The 14,698-nt window shown below is 64.9% G+C and carries 18 protein-coding genes; 10 read left to right on the top strand and 8 right to left on the bottom strand.

Features of this window, described 5'->3' with window-relative positions:
* The 8 genes from ACXJKR_RS09965 to ACXJKR_RS09930 form a co-directional block, all read left to right on the top strand.
* Positions 1 to 392, top strand: a 392-nt coding sequence (locus tag ACXJKR_RS09965; protein WP_457322718.1) for an SMI1/KNR4 family protein, incomplete at its 5' end; no start/stop codon positions are given.
* Between the two features lie 621 nt (positions 393 to 1,013).
* A complete protein-coding gene (locus ACXJKR_RS09960; protein WP_457322717.1) occupies positions 1,014 to 1,376 on the top strand; it encodes a hypothetical protein in 363 nt (120 codons plus the stop codon).
* Positions 1,377 to 1,445: 69 nt separating this feature from the next.
* The gene (locus ACXJKR_RS09955) at positions 1,446 to 1,892 is read left to right on the top strand and encodes a hypothetical protein (RefSeq protein ID WP_457322716.1); all 447 of its coding nucleotides are present in this window, start codon (positions 1,446 to 1,448) and stop codon (positions 1,890 to 1,892) included.
* An 85-nt stretch (positions 1,893 to 1,977) separates the two neighbouring features.
* Positions 1,978 to 2,403: a hypothetical protein gene (locus ACXJKR_RS09950; protein ID WP_457322715.1), complete on the top strand. Its 426-nt coding sequence runs from the start codon at positions 1,978 to 1,980 to the stop codon at positions 2,401 to 2,403.
* A gap of 65 nt (positions 2,404 to 2,468) precedes the next feature.
* Positions 2,469 to 2,735, top strand: a complete 267-nt coding sequence (locus tag ACXJKR_RS09945; RefSeq protein ID WP_457322714.1) for a hypothetical protein — start codon at positions 2,469 to 2,471, stop codon at positions 2,733 to 2,735.
* A 187-nt stretch (positions 2,736 to 2,922) separates the two neighbouring features.
* Positions 2,923 to 4,467 (top strand): IS1182 family transposase, encoded by a 1,545-nt coding sequence (locus ACXJKR_RS09940; protein WP_457322713.1) that lies wholly within the window; start codon positions 2,923 to 2,925, stop codon positions 4,465 to 4,467.
* A 184-nt stretch (positions 4,468 to 4,651) separates the two neighbouring features.
* The gene (locus tag ACXJKR_RS09935) at positions 4,652 to 4,945 is read left to right on the top strand and encodes a hypothetical protein (protein ID WP_457322712.1); all 294 of its coding nucleotides are present in this window, start codon (positions 4,652 to 4,654) and stop codon (positions 4,943 to 4,945) included.
* 479 nt (positions 4,946 to 5,424) lie between these two features.
* Complete coding sequence (locus ACXJKR_RS09930) at positions 5,425 to 5,766, top strand: hypothetical protein (RefSeq protein WP_457322711.1); 342 nt, start codon at positions 5,425 to 5,427, stop codon at positions 5,764 to 5,766.
* A 328-nt stretch (positions 5,767 to 6,094) separates the two neighbouring features.
* Here ACXJKR_RS09930 and ACXJKR_RS09925 read toward each other — a convergent pair whose 3' ends face one another.
* The 4 genes from ACXJKR_RS09925 to ACXJKR_RS09910 are packed head-to-tail and all read right to left on the bottom strand — an operon-like array spanning position 6,095 to position 8,977.
* Entirely contained in the window at positions 6,095 to 7,069 is a 975-nt protein-coding gene (locus ACXJKR_RS09925) for a pirin family protein (protein ID WP_457322710.1), read from the bottom strand.
* A gap of 45 nt (positions 7,070 to 7,114) precedes the next feature.
* Positions 7,115 to 7,705 (bottom strand): NADPH-dependent F420 reductase, encoded by a 591-nt coding sequence (locus ACXJKR_RS09920; protein WP_457322709.1) that lies wholly within the window; start codon positions 7,703 to 7,705, stop codon positions 7,115 to 7,117.
* A gap of 45 nt (positions 7,706 to 7,750) precedes the next feature.
* The gene (locus tag ACXJKR_RS09915; RefSeq protein ID WP_457322708.1) at positions 7,751 to 8,359 is read right to left on the bottom strand and encodes an FMN-dependent NADH-azoreductase; all 609 of its coding nucleotides are present in this window, start codon (positions 8,357 to 8,359) and stop codon (positions 7,751 to 7,753) included.
* A gap of 39 nt (positions 8,360 to 8,398) precedes the next feature.
* Entirely contained in the window at positions 8,399 to 8,977 is a 579-nt protein-coding gene (locus ACXJKR_RS09910) for a YceI family protein (RefSeq protein WP_457322707.1), read from the bottom strand.
* Positions 8,978 to 9,158: 181 nt separating this feature from the next.
* On the opposite strand from ACXJKR_RS09910, the gene ACXJKR_RS09905 reads away from it, so the two are divergent.
* Entirely contained in the window at positions 9,159 to 10,076 is a 918-nt protein-coding gene (locus tag ACXJKR_RS09905) for a LysR family transcriptional regulator (RefSeq protein ID WP_457322706.1), read from the top strand.
* Between the two features lie 274 nt (positions 10,077 to 10,350).
* On the opposite strand, the gene ACXJKR_RS09900 is transcribed toward ACXJKR_RS09905, so the two are convergent.
* On the bottom strand, positions 10,351 to 11,307 hold the full coding sequence (locus tag ACXJKR_RS09900; RefSeq protein ID WP_457322705.1) for a GlxA family transcriptional regulator: 957 nt from the start codon (positions 11,305 to 11,307) through the stop codon (positions 10,351 to 10,353).
* A 117-nt stretch (positions 11,308 to 11,424) separates the two neighbouring features.
* Between ACXJKR_RS09900 and ACXJKR_RS09895 the strand changes: the two genes are divergently transcribed.
* Positions 11,425 to 12,420 carry an SLAC1 anion channel family protein gene (locus ACXJKR_RS09895; RefSeq protein WP_457322704.1) on the top strand — a complete coding sequence of 332 codons (996 nt, stop codon included), beginning with the start codon at positions 11,425 to 11,427 and terminating at the stop codon, positions 12,418 to 12,420.
* On the opposite strand, the gene ACXJKR_RS09890 is transcribed toward ACXJKR_RS09895, so the two are convergent.
* The 3 genes from ACXJKR_RS09890 to ACXJKR_RS09880 form a co-directional block, all read right to left on the bottom strand.
* On the bottom strand, positions 12,415 to 13,731 hold the full coding sequence (locus ACXJKR_RS09890; protein WP_457322703.1) for an ATP-binding protein: 1,317 nt from the start codon (positions 13,729 to 13,731) through the stop codon (positions 12,415 to 12,417). The genes ACXJKR_RS09895 and ACXJKR_RS09890 overlap by 6 nt on opposite strands.
* A complete protein-coding gene (locus ACXJKR_RS09885; protein ID WP_457322702.1) occupies positions 13,728 to 14,405 on the bottom strand; it encodes a response regulator in 678 nt (225 codons plus the stop codon). The genes ACXJKR_RS09890 and ACXJKR_RS09885 overlap by 4 nt, the downstream gene beginning before the upstream one ends.
* A 3-nt stretch (positions 14,406 to 14,408) precedes the next feature.
* The coding region (locus ACXJKR_RS09880; RefSeq protein ID WP_457322701.1) for an isochorismatase family protein at positions 14,409 to 14,698 on the bottom strand (290 nt) is incomplete at its 5' end.

Genomic DNA, 14,698 nt, shown 5'->3' with positions numbered 1-14,698 from the left:
GACCCATGACTGAGATCGAGAAGATTTTGAGCACAGGCGCGTCGGCTCGTGACGAAGGCGTGCCCGAAGTCCTCACTCAGGAGTTGGCCGCAGCCGAAGCCGCACTTGAATTCCGCTTCCCCGCGAGCTATCGAGAGTTCGTGTCGCTTGGCGGCTGTGCAGAGCTGCGGTTCAAGAATCGGACGTTGCCTCCCAATGAGATCGTGAAGAACCAGCAGTACGTAGACGCGGCCAGGTTCGTCGTTTTTGGTGACAACGGATGCGGGGATTTCTACTGCTGGAACCGAGGAGAAAGCGGCGAGCCGTCGGTGCTCTTCGCCGATCTTGATGCCGGGACCTGCGAACCGGTGGCCTCTTCGTTCACAGCTTGGCTCTCAGAGAATCGGTTCTAGCATGACGCTCAACCACTCATTGCAGCGGACGCCTTCGGCGCCCGCTGAACTCCGACGTTAGACCGCATGTCCGTAGACCCAGCTCAACTCCTTTCCTGCTGTTTGGCGACGCTAGCCTTGCTAGGTGCAGGCGCGACCAACGCGAGGCCGCTGGCAGTTCACAGCCTGAATCTGGCCGACTGCTTCCTAGCGAATCCGGATGCATTCGAAGTTATGACAGGCTGGGTTACGACGTCTCCGGAACAGGAATGCCTCCTCGCGCTCCCAAACAAGGGAGGCGTCAAACACCCCACCATCAGCATAGAGGGGCATAGGCGGCGTCTCGTCGGAGTCGAGACAACGACACTGCATTCAGCTAAGCCTGGCGCATGGCAGAAACTTGTTCGTATGAGGACGCGAGACGGTGCAGTGCGGGTGGAACTTCGCTACCGAGTGGTCGAGGACGAGTGCAATCCAGAATCGAGTTGCTATCCTCCAAAGTACGGCGAGTTGTCTGTGACCAAGGGAGTCGAACGCCATGTGGTGTCCGTGCAGCAGATCCAGTGAGTTGTGGCGAAGCGGTCTAACTGGTCATTCCATAGGACGGCCTCCGGCCGCCACTGAACTCCAACGTTAAGTCGCATGGCAACTGCGCTTTCCTTCCTCGCCTTGGCCGCCGCAGTGTTGCTAAGCGCCGGCTTTGCGTTTGTGCTGTTGCAGTTCGCTTTTGGCCAGCTGTCGGGCAAGGCAGCCCCAGCCGTTCGGCTTGGAAATCGCATCGGTGCGCTCGCCTTGCTGTTGCCGAGCATTTGGTTCGCGGTCTTTCTCGGCGCTCCTCTAGGGGGCGGTTTCGCCATCGGCATCGCCGGCGAATGGGCCATGCAAGTCGGTGCGACGCTTGGATTCGCTGCGTCTGTGTTCGGCGGCATTGTTCTAGGCGGAATCGCTGGCGGCATGTTCGGCGCCGTCGTGCACTTCATCCGCGGTACATATGCTGCGACTTAACCATTTGCTGCAGCGGACGSCTTCGSCGCCCGCTGARCKCCRACGTTAGGCATCACTCAAGCTCAGCTCATGATTCAAGCATCACAGATCAAGGATTCCGAGGTGCGCGAGCTCGCTGTCGAAGCCGAGGAATTCGTTGCCTCCCAGCGTTGGTGCCGGAAAGTGAATGCCGTCCGCTTGGACTGGGCGGTCGCGGGGGTGCTTGGAGTGTTTCAGGTTGATCTCGCTCCGGCTGAGCCGGGTGTCGAATCAACACTTTGGGTGGTGGTGGGCGACGTTCCGCCAGCCTACCTTGTACTCGACGAATCGCCAACATGGCGCGAAGCGCTTCGCGGGTATGTCGCTGAAATGTCGCGCTGGGTCCACGCTGTCAAACACGGGTTGCCCCTGGACGATGTGATTCCTGTCGAAGCGGAGCCTTCGCTTGAACACGCGGAAATGCTCGCCGGCAGGCTTGCATTCATCGAATCCGAAATCATCGACGCCGCTGGTGGCGAGGTCGAAAGTGATGCCTAACACCTCGTTCGAGCGGACGCGTGGACGATAAAGTGCCAAGCCAAAACCGCGGCGGCCGCGCCGCTCAACTCAACCGTTGAGCAGCATGACCGACCACCAGTTCTGGTTCAAATCCACGCTGTTCGAGATCGAACCTGGCGAGGATGAGGAGACGAATCCTTTTTGTTTCGGTCGGCAGCTATCTCACTGGCTGCGGAAGCGTCTGGTCAGCCAGGGCCGCTCTGTCGAGGATGTAATCCCTGAGGACTGGGGTTGGTGCTTGGTTGTCCAGCGAAAGCCGTTTCTGCTGTGGGTTGGTTGCGTCAGCGTGCACGACTACGCGAATACGCAGCCTGATGCCCGTTTGGCGCTTGGGTCAGATGTTGTTTGGGCCTGCACGGTCGTTGCGGAGGCTACGCTGCTTGGAAAGCTCCGCGGTGTCGCAACTGGAAGCGCGGTGAATGAGTTGTTCCAGCAGGTGCACAGAATTGTGATTTCTGATCCCTCCAACTCTCTGGTGGGACAGCCATGAGTGCTGCCCAACCTTTTGCTGCAGCGGACGGCTTCGCCGCCCGCTGAGCTTTCACGTTAAAGCGCATGGAAGACTTCTCCCCACTTCTTCGTGCCGCAGTAGATGAAGGTGCGCCTTTCGAGGTTGCGATGGCAAGGCTGAAAGCCGCTGGTGCGTATCCGGTGGCGACGATCAAAGCCATCTGCGAGGTCACGGGCGTCAGCCTCGCCGAGGCCAAGCTGAAGTTCGACGCCTCGCCGACTTGGCGCATAGAGGTAGAAGCTAGTCGCCGTCTTCAGGATGAAATCTTGAGCGGCTTGGAATACGGGGAGGACAACGGGCGTGCGCTCTAACATCTCGTTCGACACGGACATGCACCGGCAGTGCCAGCCTACGCCGTGCAACGTCCTGCCGGTGCGCGCCGGTCAACTCGGACGTTGACGCTGTGCAAAAACCCATCGACATGCGGTAAATCCGACTGTCACTGACGCAGCCGTGTCGGCACGATCGCAGTCATCACGCTGCAGCCGGATGACGCCAATGCCACGCTACAAGCTCGTAGATCGCAGTCCCCGCTTTCTGCCCGTTGTGCTGGCCGAGCAGATCCAACCCGGCACCTTCGAGTTCGTGCTGGATCATCTGGTCGATCATGAGTTGGACCTGAGCGCGCTGGATGCCAAGTTCAGCAACGATGAAGTCGGCGCCAGTGCCTACGACCCGCGCGTGATGCTCAAGATCGTGCTGCTCGCGTACAGCCGAGGCCTGGTCTCCAGCCGCAGCATCGAGCACGCCTGCCTGCACCACGTGCAGTTCATCGCGATCAGCGGCGACAGCCAGCCCAGCTACACCCACATCGCCAAATTCGTGCGCGAGTTGAAGGGGCAGATCCAGCCGCTGTTCACCCAGGTGCTGCTCACCTGCGACCGCATGGGCTTGATCGGGCGGCAGATGTTCGCCATCGACGGGGTCAAGCTGCCCAGCAATGCCAGCAAGGAGCGCAGCGGCACGCACGAGGAACTCAAGCATCGGGCGCTGAGGCTGGACAAGGCGGCCGACAAGATCCTGGAACTCCATCAGGCGCAGGACGTCGGCGGCGACAGCGCGCAAGCGCTTGACGCCAAGCGCCAGGCTCGCATCGATGAATTGCGCCGTGAAGCCCAGGCCACGCGCGACTTCGTGGCCCGCAACCAGCCGCGGCGCAACGACCGTGGCCAGGAACTCAAGAGCAACGTGACCGACCCCGACAGCGCCAAGATGGCCACAGGCAARGGTGTGATGCAGGGCTACGCCGCGCAGGCGGCGGTAGACAGCGAGACCCAGATCATCGTGGCCGCCGAGGTGACGGGATCAGGCTCCGAACAGCACATGCTGCTGCCCATGATTGAAGCGACGGCTGCGGTGCGCGCGCCCGACACCTTGATCACCGCAGACGCCGGCTACCACTCCAACGACAACGTCCAGGCCTTGTGCGAGGCCGCCATCCCGGCCCTCATCGCCGACAACGCGATGCGCCAGCGCGACGAGCGCTTCGCAGAACAGGCCAAGTACAAGGCGAAGCACAAGTCCAAAGGCGAAGTGCTCGCCGACAAGCGAGCGCGCGGCGAGAGTCCCAATCCGAAGGTCAAGGGCCTCTTCGGCACAGGCGACTTCGTCTTCCACCGCGACAACACCTGCACCTGCCCGGCGGGCTGCACGCTGCGAAGCAGTGGCGCGCTGTACAAGGTGGGGCTGTACCTGCGGCAGGACTTCAAGGCCAGCGCCAGCGATTGCACGGGCTGCGCGCAGCGCGCTCAATGCATCCGCAGGCCAGACGCCACGCGCAGAACAGTGGCGCTGCACACCCGAATGCCTGACGATCCTCAAGACCCGCTGCACCGCATGCGCCAAGCCATCGACAGCCCCCGAGGTCGCCGTCTCTACAGCCAGCGCATCGCCACCGTCGAGCCGGTGTTCGCCAACCTGCGCCACAACAAGCGGCTGAGCCGCTTCACGCTGCGCGGCAAGGACAAGGTCGGCACGCAGTGGCGGCTGTTCTGCCTGGTGCACAACATCGAGAAAATCGCCAACACAGGCGCGCGATCATGAGCAATGGCAAAGGTGCRCAACGCGAGCAAGGCGCCACAAGCGCCACGCAGGTCATTCATAAGGTCCAATCCAATCGGGCCGGCGGCTCGAGGCATCAAACGATGAAGAATTCCTCAGCATCCACGGTGATCAGCCGCTGCGGGCATCGCAGAAATCGGGTTATTGCCCAACCTCGTTGGGCGTCATGGAACCGCGCATGCTCTTAGGCTACGGAGCTATCGCTCTATTCGCGTTGTGCTGGGTCGGCGGAGTCATCAGTTGGTGCTTCGCCGCCTACTACATGGTCAAGACCATGGGCGGCTTTCGTCCCGAGCGCCGTTGGGGTCAGTACGTTCCTTTTTCCCTCTTCATGCCGTCTTTCTTCACCAGTGAAGGCAACGTCTATCGGGCAAAACTGCTTCGTGCGCTTGGCCTGTTTTGTCTCTTCGTTGGCATCGGCATGGCCATTGGTCTGAGCGTGCACCACGCTTCTCCATAGCAATGCACAGCGAACTCGCGGTCTCCAAGCGTGCGCGCACGCACCTGACGCCCAACCCTTTGCTGCAGCGGACGGCTTCGCCGCCCGCTGAGCGCGCACGTAGAGCGACTCCCTCATGACTCGTGTTTTCCTTCCCGCTGCACTGTTCCTTATAAGCGCGATCATGTCTGTCATGTCGCTGCACGCCGCCTGGGTTTCAGCGATCGTTGGGCTCTGCCTGTGCGTTTACTCGGTCGTTCGGAGCCGTCGCGCAGTTGCGGCTGGAGCATCGGATCAAACCGGGCTTGCTGCCTCGCCTGCTATGCGCGCCGGTGCCGCGCTCTTGGCGGCACCGGTCATCGCAGTGCTGCTCGTTTTAGCCGCGATGTCAGGCTTGTTCGCCCGCAACTGAAATGCAGCAAATGGCACGGCTGCGCTCTAACCTTTCGCTGCAGCGGACGGCTTCGCCGCCCGCTGAACTCCGACGTTAAGTGGCAGCCATGGACGCGACCAGCGCCTACGACTCCGACAAGCTCATCGCTGCCTCTGAACTTGAGGGATGGAGCCTCGGATACATCGGCATTCCCTGGCCTGGGCCATGGCCGAAGCGCAACGGGGACTTGTTTGTCGCTGACCCCATCGGACGGCAAGCGGGGATTGCATGGCAAGACTCGGGGCCAGATTTCCTCCAGATCACAGGTCCGACTCCCGGACGTTGGGGCGTCTTTCAGCTCCGGTTTCAGTTTCCTGTCATGTCTGAAGCGGACCTAGTTCGCAACTTCCATGCGGTACTGCCTGCTCTGAAAGAGCGGCGCGCAGCGTTGGACATGGGCGGCGAGTGACCATGTTCAATCAGCCACTTAACCCTTTGCTGCAGCGGACGGCTTCGCCGTCCGCTGAGCGCACACGTTGAGCGGCAGCTTTCGGGCAGCTTGGTAGGCCTGTGCCGGTGGCCGCTTCGGGCACATTGCTGCCCTACGCACGCCGGCCGCGAGCGTCGGCAATCGCTGCGAAGCAGTAGTCCGCCGAACTTCGGCATCAGGCTGAGCTGAGTCATTCACATGCCAATGCAGCAGCGACAGCAGCCGTCCGGACCGGTCGTTGAGCGCTGCTGGCACCGACCGGCAGCTTCGCCCATGGGAGTAGTCGCTTGACCACGGTCCTCGAAAGTCAATCGGTTGAAGCGAACCTTCCCCGCTTCGAGCCATGGTTCGGGTCGTAGACGCCCCAAGCCCAATCTCCAAACCGGGTGTGTCGGTAGTCTTCGTAGGCACGTCGGATTTCGTCTAGCGTGGTCATCACGAACGGCCCGTGCTGCACGACGGGTTCTTCAATCGAGCGGCCTTGGAGCAGCAGTACCTCGGCTTCCTTGGACCCATTTACAAGCTCGACCACGGCGGAGCAGTCGACCTCGATAGCAGAACGCGCGTCGACGCACTCACCGTCGATGGTCAGCGTGGAGCCCTTGAAGAAGAGGAGCTGCCTGCGCGTGCCACTACCCAAGGCAGGCGGTAGCTGCCACCTCGCACCCGGCGCCATCTTCAACGTCCACACGGCCAAGTCCGAACTAGGGTCTGACGCCCATGACCTTGAAGGCGGTGACGGCGGCTGTTGCATGTGCACTCCGTGCAAGGCGCCGACGATGCATGTGACGTCGACGCCGGCTTCAACATGCCTCGGGATGTCCTCGGCCCAGAACATCTTGAAGCTGGGCTCAGCCATCTTGTCGCGCGCCGGCAGGTTCAGCCATATCTGAAACAGCTCCAGCGTGTTCGGCTCGAGGGGGTCCAGCAAAGGGAACATCTCCGCATGCACGACACCACGCCCCGCAGTCAGCCACTGCACATCGCCCGCGCCATACCGGGCTGTGGCGCCCAGTGAGTCCGAGTGGTCGACCACGCCCTGGCGGACGATGGTGATGGTCTCGAAGCCGCGATGCGGGTGGGCAGGGAAGCCTGGCACCGTCTGCCCGAAGTACATGCGCCAGGGCTTTCCGGCACCTGTATCGGCAGGTGGTGGCTCAACCGGTCCCAAGTCGGCGTTCCCAGGTGGATAGTGGTCGAGGTGATAGGCGCAGACGAGAAACGGGTCGATGGTTTCCCAGGGGGTGCCGAGCCGGGCGACGCTGATGATGGAACGGGGCATGAACAATCCGAAGAGAGCAGTGGGTGAGCCACCCGTGGGCGGCAGTCAGCTCAGCTTGATGAGGTTCTGCAGGATCAGCGGCCCGCCCATACCGATCAGCAGCCCGCCCTCGTTCGCCTTGCCCAGAGGGACCGGCGCGAAGCCCAGGTCCGCGACCAGCTTGGCCATCGCCGCCTCAGCGCCGGCGTCGTTGCTCGACACGAACATGACACGCCGACCACCGTTGACCGCAGGGTCTTGCGCGAGCAGCTTGGCCGGCAGCTGGTTCAGCGTCTTGACCACCTTCGCGCCTGGGAAAGCGGCAGCCACCACGTCCGTGGAAGCCTGCCCCTTCAACTCTTCCGGCGAGATGCCGTAGGTGTTCATCGCGTCTACAACGACCTTGCCAGACCAGTTCGAGAGAGCTCCGCCGACCGCTGCGTGAGCACGGAACGGAACAGCCAGGATGACGACGTCGGCCGCAAGAGCGTCCTGCAACGCGACGGGAACCACCTTGTCGCCAAGTTCAGCGGCAAGCRATGCAATGGACTCGGGGCCGCGCGTGTTGGCGATCCGAACGGAAATGCCGCTGCGGGCGAAGTGACGAGCCAGGGCGGTGCCGACGTTGCCGGAACCGATGATGGAGTAGGAGGTCATGATGATCTTTCGATGGGGGTTTGAGATTTGCGAAGCGCGTGCCCTTTAGGCCGCAATCGCCTCGATGTCTTGCAAGGCCTTGGCAATAGCGGCGTCCTTGGCTTGCGGCCCGAACGCGATGCCTTCGGCGCGTACGACCTTCACGTCGGTCACACCGAGGAAGGCCAGCAGGCCAATGAGGTAGCTTTCCTGGTGCTCGAGCGCAGCAGCCGGGCTGCCGGCCGAGTAGACGCCGCCCCGCGCCGATGCGATGAAGGCCTTCTTGCCCTTGAGCAGCCCTTGCGGCCCGGTCGCGGTGTACTGGAAAGTCTTGCCGGCCACAGCGACGCGGTCGATCCAGGCCTTGAGCGGCGTCGGAATCGACAGGTTGTACATGGGGGCGCCGATGACGAGGACGTCCGCGGCGAACAGCTCATCCATGTAGGCGTTGCCCTTGACCAGGTCGGCGTTGATGGTGGCGTCGTCGCTGGTAGCACCCATGCGCGCGGCCATATGAGCGCCGGTGAGGTGCAAGGCGGGGTCGGCTGCAAGGTCCCGATAGGTCACCCGGATGTCCAGGTGAAGCGCCTTTTGGCGGGCGACGATTTCAGCAGTCAGCTGGCGGCTGACGGACGCGGCGCCGAGGGCGCTGGAGTCAAGATGAAGGAGTTGCATGTTGGGTCTCGAAGTGGGTGGGGGTGGTTCGCAGCGGGCTTACTGCTTGACGGCTTCGACCTGCACGGCGAGCTTCACGGTGTCGGGGATGCCATAGTTGATGCCCCAGCCGATGCCCCATTGGCTGCGCTGAATCGTGGTCTCGAAGTCGCCGCCGCACACCTCGCGCTTGAGGATGGGGTTCGTGTAGCAGTTGAAGTTGGAGGCCTTCAGCACGACGGGGAGGGTCTTGCCCAGCAGCGTGAGTTGCCCCGCGACTTCGCTGACCTTGTCGCCGTTGAAGCTGAACGTGCTGGCGGCGAACTTGGCCGTCGGGAACGCGGCGGCGTTGAGGAAGTTGTCGCTCTGCAGGTGCTGGTCGAACGCGGCCGTGCCGGTGCTGATGGAGCCGGTCTCGAGCGTCAGTTCGACCTTGCCGGTCTTGGCCGCCTTGTCGAGTTGAACGGTTCCTTCCTTCTTGTCGAACCGACCGCGGTTGGTCGAAGTGCCGAAGTGGGTGACCTCGAAGGTCACGAAAGTGTGCGTGGGGTCGATGCTGTAGGTTGCGACTTCCGCGTGAGCAGTGCCGACGAGTGCGGTGGCGGCGGCCAGTGCGGCCGCGATGAGGGTCTTGCGCATGGGACGGGTCCTTTGAGGGTGGCTTGCAGAAACTGGGGCTAAAACAGAGATGGGTCCCTGCTGCCTCCTATCCTTTGCAGCGATGGCTGCATGGGAACGAATGATGGAGACCGGCTTCCATTCTGAGAAGCCGGTATATTGAGATTCGATCCATCTGTTTAAGAGATGGAAGGAGTCTCAATTGCTCGACGGCGTTTCCTTGGACCAGCTCAGGACGTTCATCGCCGCGGTGGACGAGGGCAGCTTTTCCGCCGCCGCACGCAAGCTCAACCGCGTGCAGTCAGCGGTGAGCGGCTGGGTCAGCGGGTTGGAGCAGCAAATCGGCGTGATGCTCTTCGACCGCTCAGGCCGGTTTCCGAAGCTCACCGCGGAGGGTGTGCTTCTGCTGGCCGACGCCCGCAACATCGTGTCTGGTGTGGACACGCTGAAGGCCCGAGCCAAGCTGATGGCGGCAGGCCAGGAGACCGAGCTCTCGGTGGTGGTTGACGTGTTCTTCCCCACTGCGCTCGTCAGCGCTGCCGCAAAGGCATTTGCGAGCCAATTCCCTCTTACGCCGTTGCGCCTGTTCGTGGAGGGCCTGGGAGCGGCTTACCAGCCCGTGCTGGATGGGCGGTGCAGTTTGGGCATTCTCTCGACCTTGCCGGCTGTGACGTTCCCGTCGCTGGTGAGCGAACGCTTGGGCGAATTGCCCCTGGTATCGGTCGCCGCGGCGAACCATCCGCTCGCGGYATGGGCAGATCGGATTCCCCGGAGCGAGCTTGCGAAGCACGTCCAGCTGGTGCTCACYGACCGATCAGACCTGATGGCAGGACGCGACTACGGCGTGGTGTCGCCGTCGACCTGGCGCCTAGCCGATCTGTCGACCAAGTACGCCTTCCTGAAGGACTGCGTCGGCTGGGGCGGCATGCCACTGCACATGGTCGAGAAGGACATCGCTGACGGCACCCTGGTTGTCCTCGATGTGGACGACATGCCGCGGACGGGCTTCATGTTGACCATGTCCGCGTATCACCCGGCTTCCGAACCGCCCGGGCCCGCGGGCAGGTGGTTCATTGACCACTTGAAGCGGTCCTGGGAGAACTTGCGGGAACTGCCCTGATGACTTCGCCAGGAAGGCTCTTTCAGGGATACCCAGATGACGCTTGAGCGATCGGACGGTTGCTTGCAGCTTCCGCTGCAGAGATGTCGGGGTGAGGTGCGTGTGGCGCACCCTCGCCGCTCGAAAGCGGTCGTTGCTGCTGCCATGTCGACAGGTGACTCGACGACTGCTTCCTGTCCAAGACCGTGAACCCGGCGACCTGCCGCGGATGACGGCAGTCGCTGCAAAGCGGGCGCCAGCTCCTTAGTCCTGAGCCGCACGCCCTTGGCGTCGGTCAGGACTTCGCAAACCGCCTGCGGTACTCCGCCAGGCTGACCCCCAACCGCCGCGCAAACGCCCGCCTGAAGCCGTCCGCATTCGCATACCCCACCGCATCCGCCAGCCGCTTGGCCGGCAGGTCCGACTCCTCGGCCAGGCGGCGGGCGGCATCGATGCGGGCATGGTCGACAAAGGCTGCGGGTGTGGTGCCGGCCTCGCTGCGGAAGGTGCGTGCAAAGCTGCGCTCGCTCATGCCGGCGCGCGCGGCCAGCGCGGGCACTGAAAGGTCGGCCTTCAGGTGGGCCAGCACATAGTCCTGCACGTCGCGCACGCTGGATCGCTCGGACGTCTGCGCGGCCAGGTGGGCGCTGAACTGGCTCTGGCCGCCGGGCCGCTTGAGGAACATCACCAGCTCGCGCGCCACGCGCAGCGCGAGGTCGCGGCCGTGGTCTTCCTCCACCATCGCGAGCGCGAGGTCCATGCCCGCGGTCACGCCGGCGGAAGTGAACAGCTTGCCGTCCTTCACGTAGATGGCGTCCGCCTCGACGCAGGCCTCGGGGTAGGCGGCCGCCAGGCGTGCCGCGGCGTTCCAGTGGGTCGCGACGCGCTTGCCGTCGAGCAGACCCGTGGCCGCCAGCACGAAGGCGCCGGTGCAGACTGAGCCGTAGCGCCGCACCGTGCGCGACTGGCGCCGCAGCCAGTCCCGCAATGGCCCGTCGCTCGCCATGTCTTCGATGGTGGGGCTGCCAGCCACGAGCAGGGTGTCGATGCGCCCGCGATGCGTCGCCACCGTCGCATCCACGGCCAGGCGCAGGCCGCTGCTGCTGGTGAGCAGGCCGGCCTCGCTGGAGATCAGCTGTACCTGGTAGGCCCTGGGGTCCTTGAGCTGGCGCGAGGCTTCGACGAAGACGTCGGCAGGCCCGGCGACGTCGAGCAGCTGGAAGCGGGGGAAGGCAAGGATGGCGACGCGCATGGCGGGGATGGCAGAGAAGGTCCGATGACTGGCAGAGAACGTCGCACGTTGGCGAAGACGGCCAAACGAGTCTGGCAGAAAATGTCGACACCGGCAAATTGCGCCAGAAGGCTCATCATGCAAACCCAACCCATCGGCCCAGCCTCACCCACTTTTGAAACGCGCCCGGCAAGCTCCGTGCGCGACCTGCCCGTCAGCCTGTTCGGTTCGGTCATGGGCCTGTCGGGGCTGGCACTTGCATGGCGGCTGGCGCACATCAGCCTGGGCGTGCCGGCGTGGGTGGGTGAGGCCATAGCGGCCTTTGCCGTGGGCGTGTTCGTGTTGTTGTCGCTGGGCTATCTGGCCAAGYTGGCCTGGCACCGCCAAGCCGTGCACGCGGAGTTCCATCACCCCGTGTCCGGCAACTTCTTCGGCACCGTCGTCATCGCGGTGCTGCTGGTGGCGGCGGTTGTCGAGCCGTACAGCACGCCTGCCGCCAGCGTTATCTGGACGGTCGGAGTGCTGGCAACGCTCGCCCTCGCAGGGGTGTCGACCTCCCGCCTGCTCAAGGGCAGCGCGGACGCGTCTCACGCGCTGCCGGCCTCGCTGATGCCGGGCGTGGCCACGCTGGACATCCCCCTGACCGGCAGCCACATGCCCATGGCCTGGGCGCCGGAGGTCAACCTGATGGCCGGTGCCGTGGGCGCCGTGCTGGCGGTGCTGCTCTACCTGCTGATCTTCAGCCGCCTCGTGCACCGCGACCCGCTGGCGCCCGCCATGACGCCGTCGCTGATGATCCTGATGGCGCCTTTTGCCGTGGGCTTTCTGGCGTACGTCAACCTCGTGGGCGGCGTCGACCGTTTCGCCGCGCTGCTCTTCTACTTCGCGCTGTTCATGTTCGTTGTCATCGTGCCCAAGGTGTTCCGCCGCGGCGCCAGCTTCTCGCTGGGCTGGTGGGTGATCGGCTTCCCGTTGGCCGCGCTGGTCAACGCAGCGTTGAAGTACGCGCAGTTCCGCGACAGCGCGCCGCTCTGGGTCATCGCCATCGTGCTGCTGGGCCTGCTGAGCATGGCGCTCGCGGTCCTCACGGTGCGCACCGTGTGGCTGGCGCTCAGCGGCGGGCTGTTGTCATGACGTGGCCGGCCAGGCCAGCTCCGCACGCAGCCCGCCGAGTGGTGATGCGTCCAGGCTGATGCTGGCGCCCTGCTGCCGCGCCGCCGCCTGCACGATGGCCAAACCCAGCCCGCTGCCTTCAACCGTCGCGCCTTCGCCGCGCTGGAAGCGATCGAAGACGCGCTCGCGCTGGTCGGCCGGGATGCCGGGGCCGTCGTCGTCCACACGCAGCAGCGGTGCGCCACGCGAGCCGCGCAGCGCGCTCACCTGCACCGTTCGGGCGCCGTACTTCACGGCGTTGTCGATGAGGTTGCGCAGGGCGCCGCGCAGGGCCTGGGGGTCGCCGGTCAGCGGCAGCGGGTCGGGGGCGGTCAGGGCCAGCGTCACGTCGGCCTTGTCGGCCAGCGGCTGCACATCGGCCACGGCCTGGCGGGCCAGGTCGGCGAGGTCCAGCGGCAACTCGGCCGCCGCGGCACCGGGCTCGGCGCGGGCCAGGGCCAGCAGCTGCTCGACGAGATGGACCGCGCGGTCGATGCCGCCGCGCAGGCGGGCTATTGCAGCGTCCTGCTCCTCGCCCGGCGCCGCATCGCGTAGCAAGCCGAGCTGCAGCTTCAGCGCGGTCAGCGGCGAGCGCAGCTCATGGGCGGCGTCAGCGACAAAGCTGCGCTGGGCGTCGAAGGCGGACGAGAGCCGCCCGAGCAGGTCGTTGAAGGCGTCGACCAGCGGCGCCACCTCGCCGGGCAGGTCGGCGGTGGGCAGCGGGTCCAGCGCGTTGGCACCACCGGCCTGGGCTGCGCGGGTGACGCGCGCCAGTGGCGCGAGTGACACGCCGAGCAGCCACCAGACGGCCGCCGCCACCAGCGGCAGGGCCACGGCCAGCGGTACGACACTGCGCAGGGCCGCCAGTGCGGCGAGCTTCTGGCGCACGGCCAGCGGCTGGGCGACCTGCACCACGCGCTGCGGCGTGGCCGCGCTGAACACGCGCCAGTCCTGGCCGCCCAGGTGCAGGTTGGAGAAGCCCAGCACCGCGCGCGGTGGCAGGGCCTCGGTCATGCCCTGCGGCCGGCTGGAATAGATCTCCAGCCCCTGAATGGACCAGATCTGCACGAGGTAGTCCAGGCTGGGGTCGGCCAGGGCCGCGGCCTCGTCGCCGGCAATGCGGCCTTGGTCGCGCAGCGACAACGCCGTCTGGCGCAATTGGTAGTCGAACAGTTCGTCGGCTTCGGCGCGCACGCTGACATAGGTGGCGCTGCTGACGGCTAGCGCGGTCACGGCGCCCAGGATGGCGAGCAGCGCGAACAGGCGGCTGCGCAGCGTGCCCAGCCACTTCATGGCGCGCCACCTTTCTCGGGGCCGGCGTAATAACCAAGGCCGCGCACCGTGTGCAGCAGGTCGGCACCCAGCTTCTTGCGCAGCTGGTGCATGTAGACGCTGATGGCATTGCTCTCCAGCTCCTCGCCCCAGCCGTAGAGGCGGTCTTCGAGCTGGGCGCGGGACACGATGGCGCCGGGCCGCTCCAGCAGCGCTTCCAGCAGCGCGAACTCGCGCGCCGACAGCAGGATGGGTTTGCCGGCGCGCGTGACCTCGCGGGTGGCGGGGTCCAGGCGCAGATCGGCGACCTGCAAGCCCGTGTCGGTGCGGCCGCCATGGCGACGCGTGACGGCGCGCAATCGGGCGAGCAGTTCGTCCAGCTCGAAGGGTTTGACGAGGTAGTCGTCGGCACCGGCGTCCAGGCCGGCCACCTTGTCGGTCACCGTGTCGCGGGCGGTCAGCACGATGACCTGCGTCGCGTCCTCGCGCGCCCGCATCGAGCGCAGCACGTCGATGCCGCCTCGCTTGGGCAGGCCCAGGTCCAGCAGCACGGCGTCAAAGCGTTCGCCGCTGGACAAGACCGCATCGGCGGCCTGGCCATCTCGCACCCAATCAGCTGCGAAGCCCTGGCGGCGCAAAGCCTCGCGCAGGCTCTCGCCGATCATGAGGTCGTCTTCGACAAGCAGTAGGCGCATGGTTCAGCGGGCCAGCAGCGCGGCGGCCGCCTCGGTGTCGATGACGGTGGCGTAATCGCTTTGCAGATTGGCCAGCGCCATCTGGTGCACCTCCTCGGCCGCATGGCGCACGCCGCGCAGGTCGGTCAGGTCGAAGGCAAAGCAGGCGTCGGCCACCACATGGGTCTGAAAACCCAGGTTGCCGGCGCTGCGTGCGGTGGCCTCGACCGAGTTGTTGGTGCTGACGCCGACGATGACCAGCGAGCGGTGGCCGCGCGCATGCAGCCAGCGCTCCAGGCCCAGCGCTCCAGGCC

The sequence above is a fragment of the Roseateles sp. P5_E11 genome, from assembly GCF_054049355.1.
This window is presented reverse-complemented; position numbering and strand designations above follow the sequence as displayed.

Bases quoted from the DNA above. Each gene is read 5' to 3' on its own strand.
- ACXJKR_RS09910 (WP_457322707.1), bottom strand. From the start codon at position 8,977: ATGCGCAAGACCCTCATCGCGGCCGCACTGGCCGCCGCCACCGCACTC.
- ACXJKR_RS09935 (WP_457322712.1), top strand. From the start codon at position 4,652: ATGGAACCGCGCATGCTCTTAGGCTACGGAGCTATCGCTCTATTCGCG.
- ACXJKR_RS09950 (WP_457322715.1), top strand. From the start codon at position 1,978: ATGACCGACCACCAGTTCTGGTTCAAATCCACGCTGTTCGAGATCGAA.
- ACXJKR_RS09945 (WP_457322714.1), top strand. From the start codon at position 2,469: ATGGAAGACTTCTCCCCACTTCTTCGTGCCGCAGTAGATGAAGGTGCG.
- ACXJKR_RS09925 (WP_457322710.1), bottom strand. From the start codon at position 7,069: ATGCCCCGTTCCATCATCAGCGTCGCCCGGCTCGGCACCCCCTGGGAA.
- ACXJKR_RS09885 (WP_457322702.1), bottom strand. From the start codon at position 14,405: ATGCGCCTACTGCTTGTCGAAGACGACCTCATGATCGGCGAGAGCCTG.
- ACXJKR_RS09960 (WP_457322717.1), top strand. From the start codon at position 1,014: ATGGCAACTGCGCTTTCCTTCCTCGCCTTGGCCGCCGCAGTGTTGCTA.
- ACXJKR_RS09900 (WP_457322705.1), bottom strand. From the start codon at position 11,307: ATGCGCGTCGCCATCCTTGCCTTCCCCCGCTTCCAGCTGCTCGACGTC.
- ACXJKR_RS09915 (WP_457322708.1), bottom strand. From the start codon at position 8,359: ATGCAACTCCTTCATCTTGACTCCAGCGCCCTCGGCGCCGCGTCCGTC.
- ACXJKR_RS09890 (WP_457322703.1), bottom strand. From the start codon at position 13,731: ATGAAGTGGCTGGGCACGCTGCGCAGCCGCCTGTTCGCGCTGCTCGCC.
- ACXJKR_RS09955 (WP_457322716.1), top strand. From the start codon at position 1,446: ATGATTCAAGCATCACAGATCAAGGATTCCGAGGTGCGCGAGCTCGCT.
- ACXJKR_RS09930 (WP_457322711.1), top strand. From the start codon at position 5,425: ATGGACGCGACCAGCGCCTACGACTCCGACAAGCTCATCGCTGCCTCT.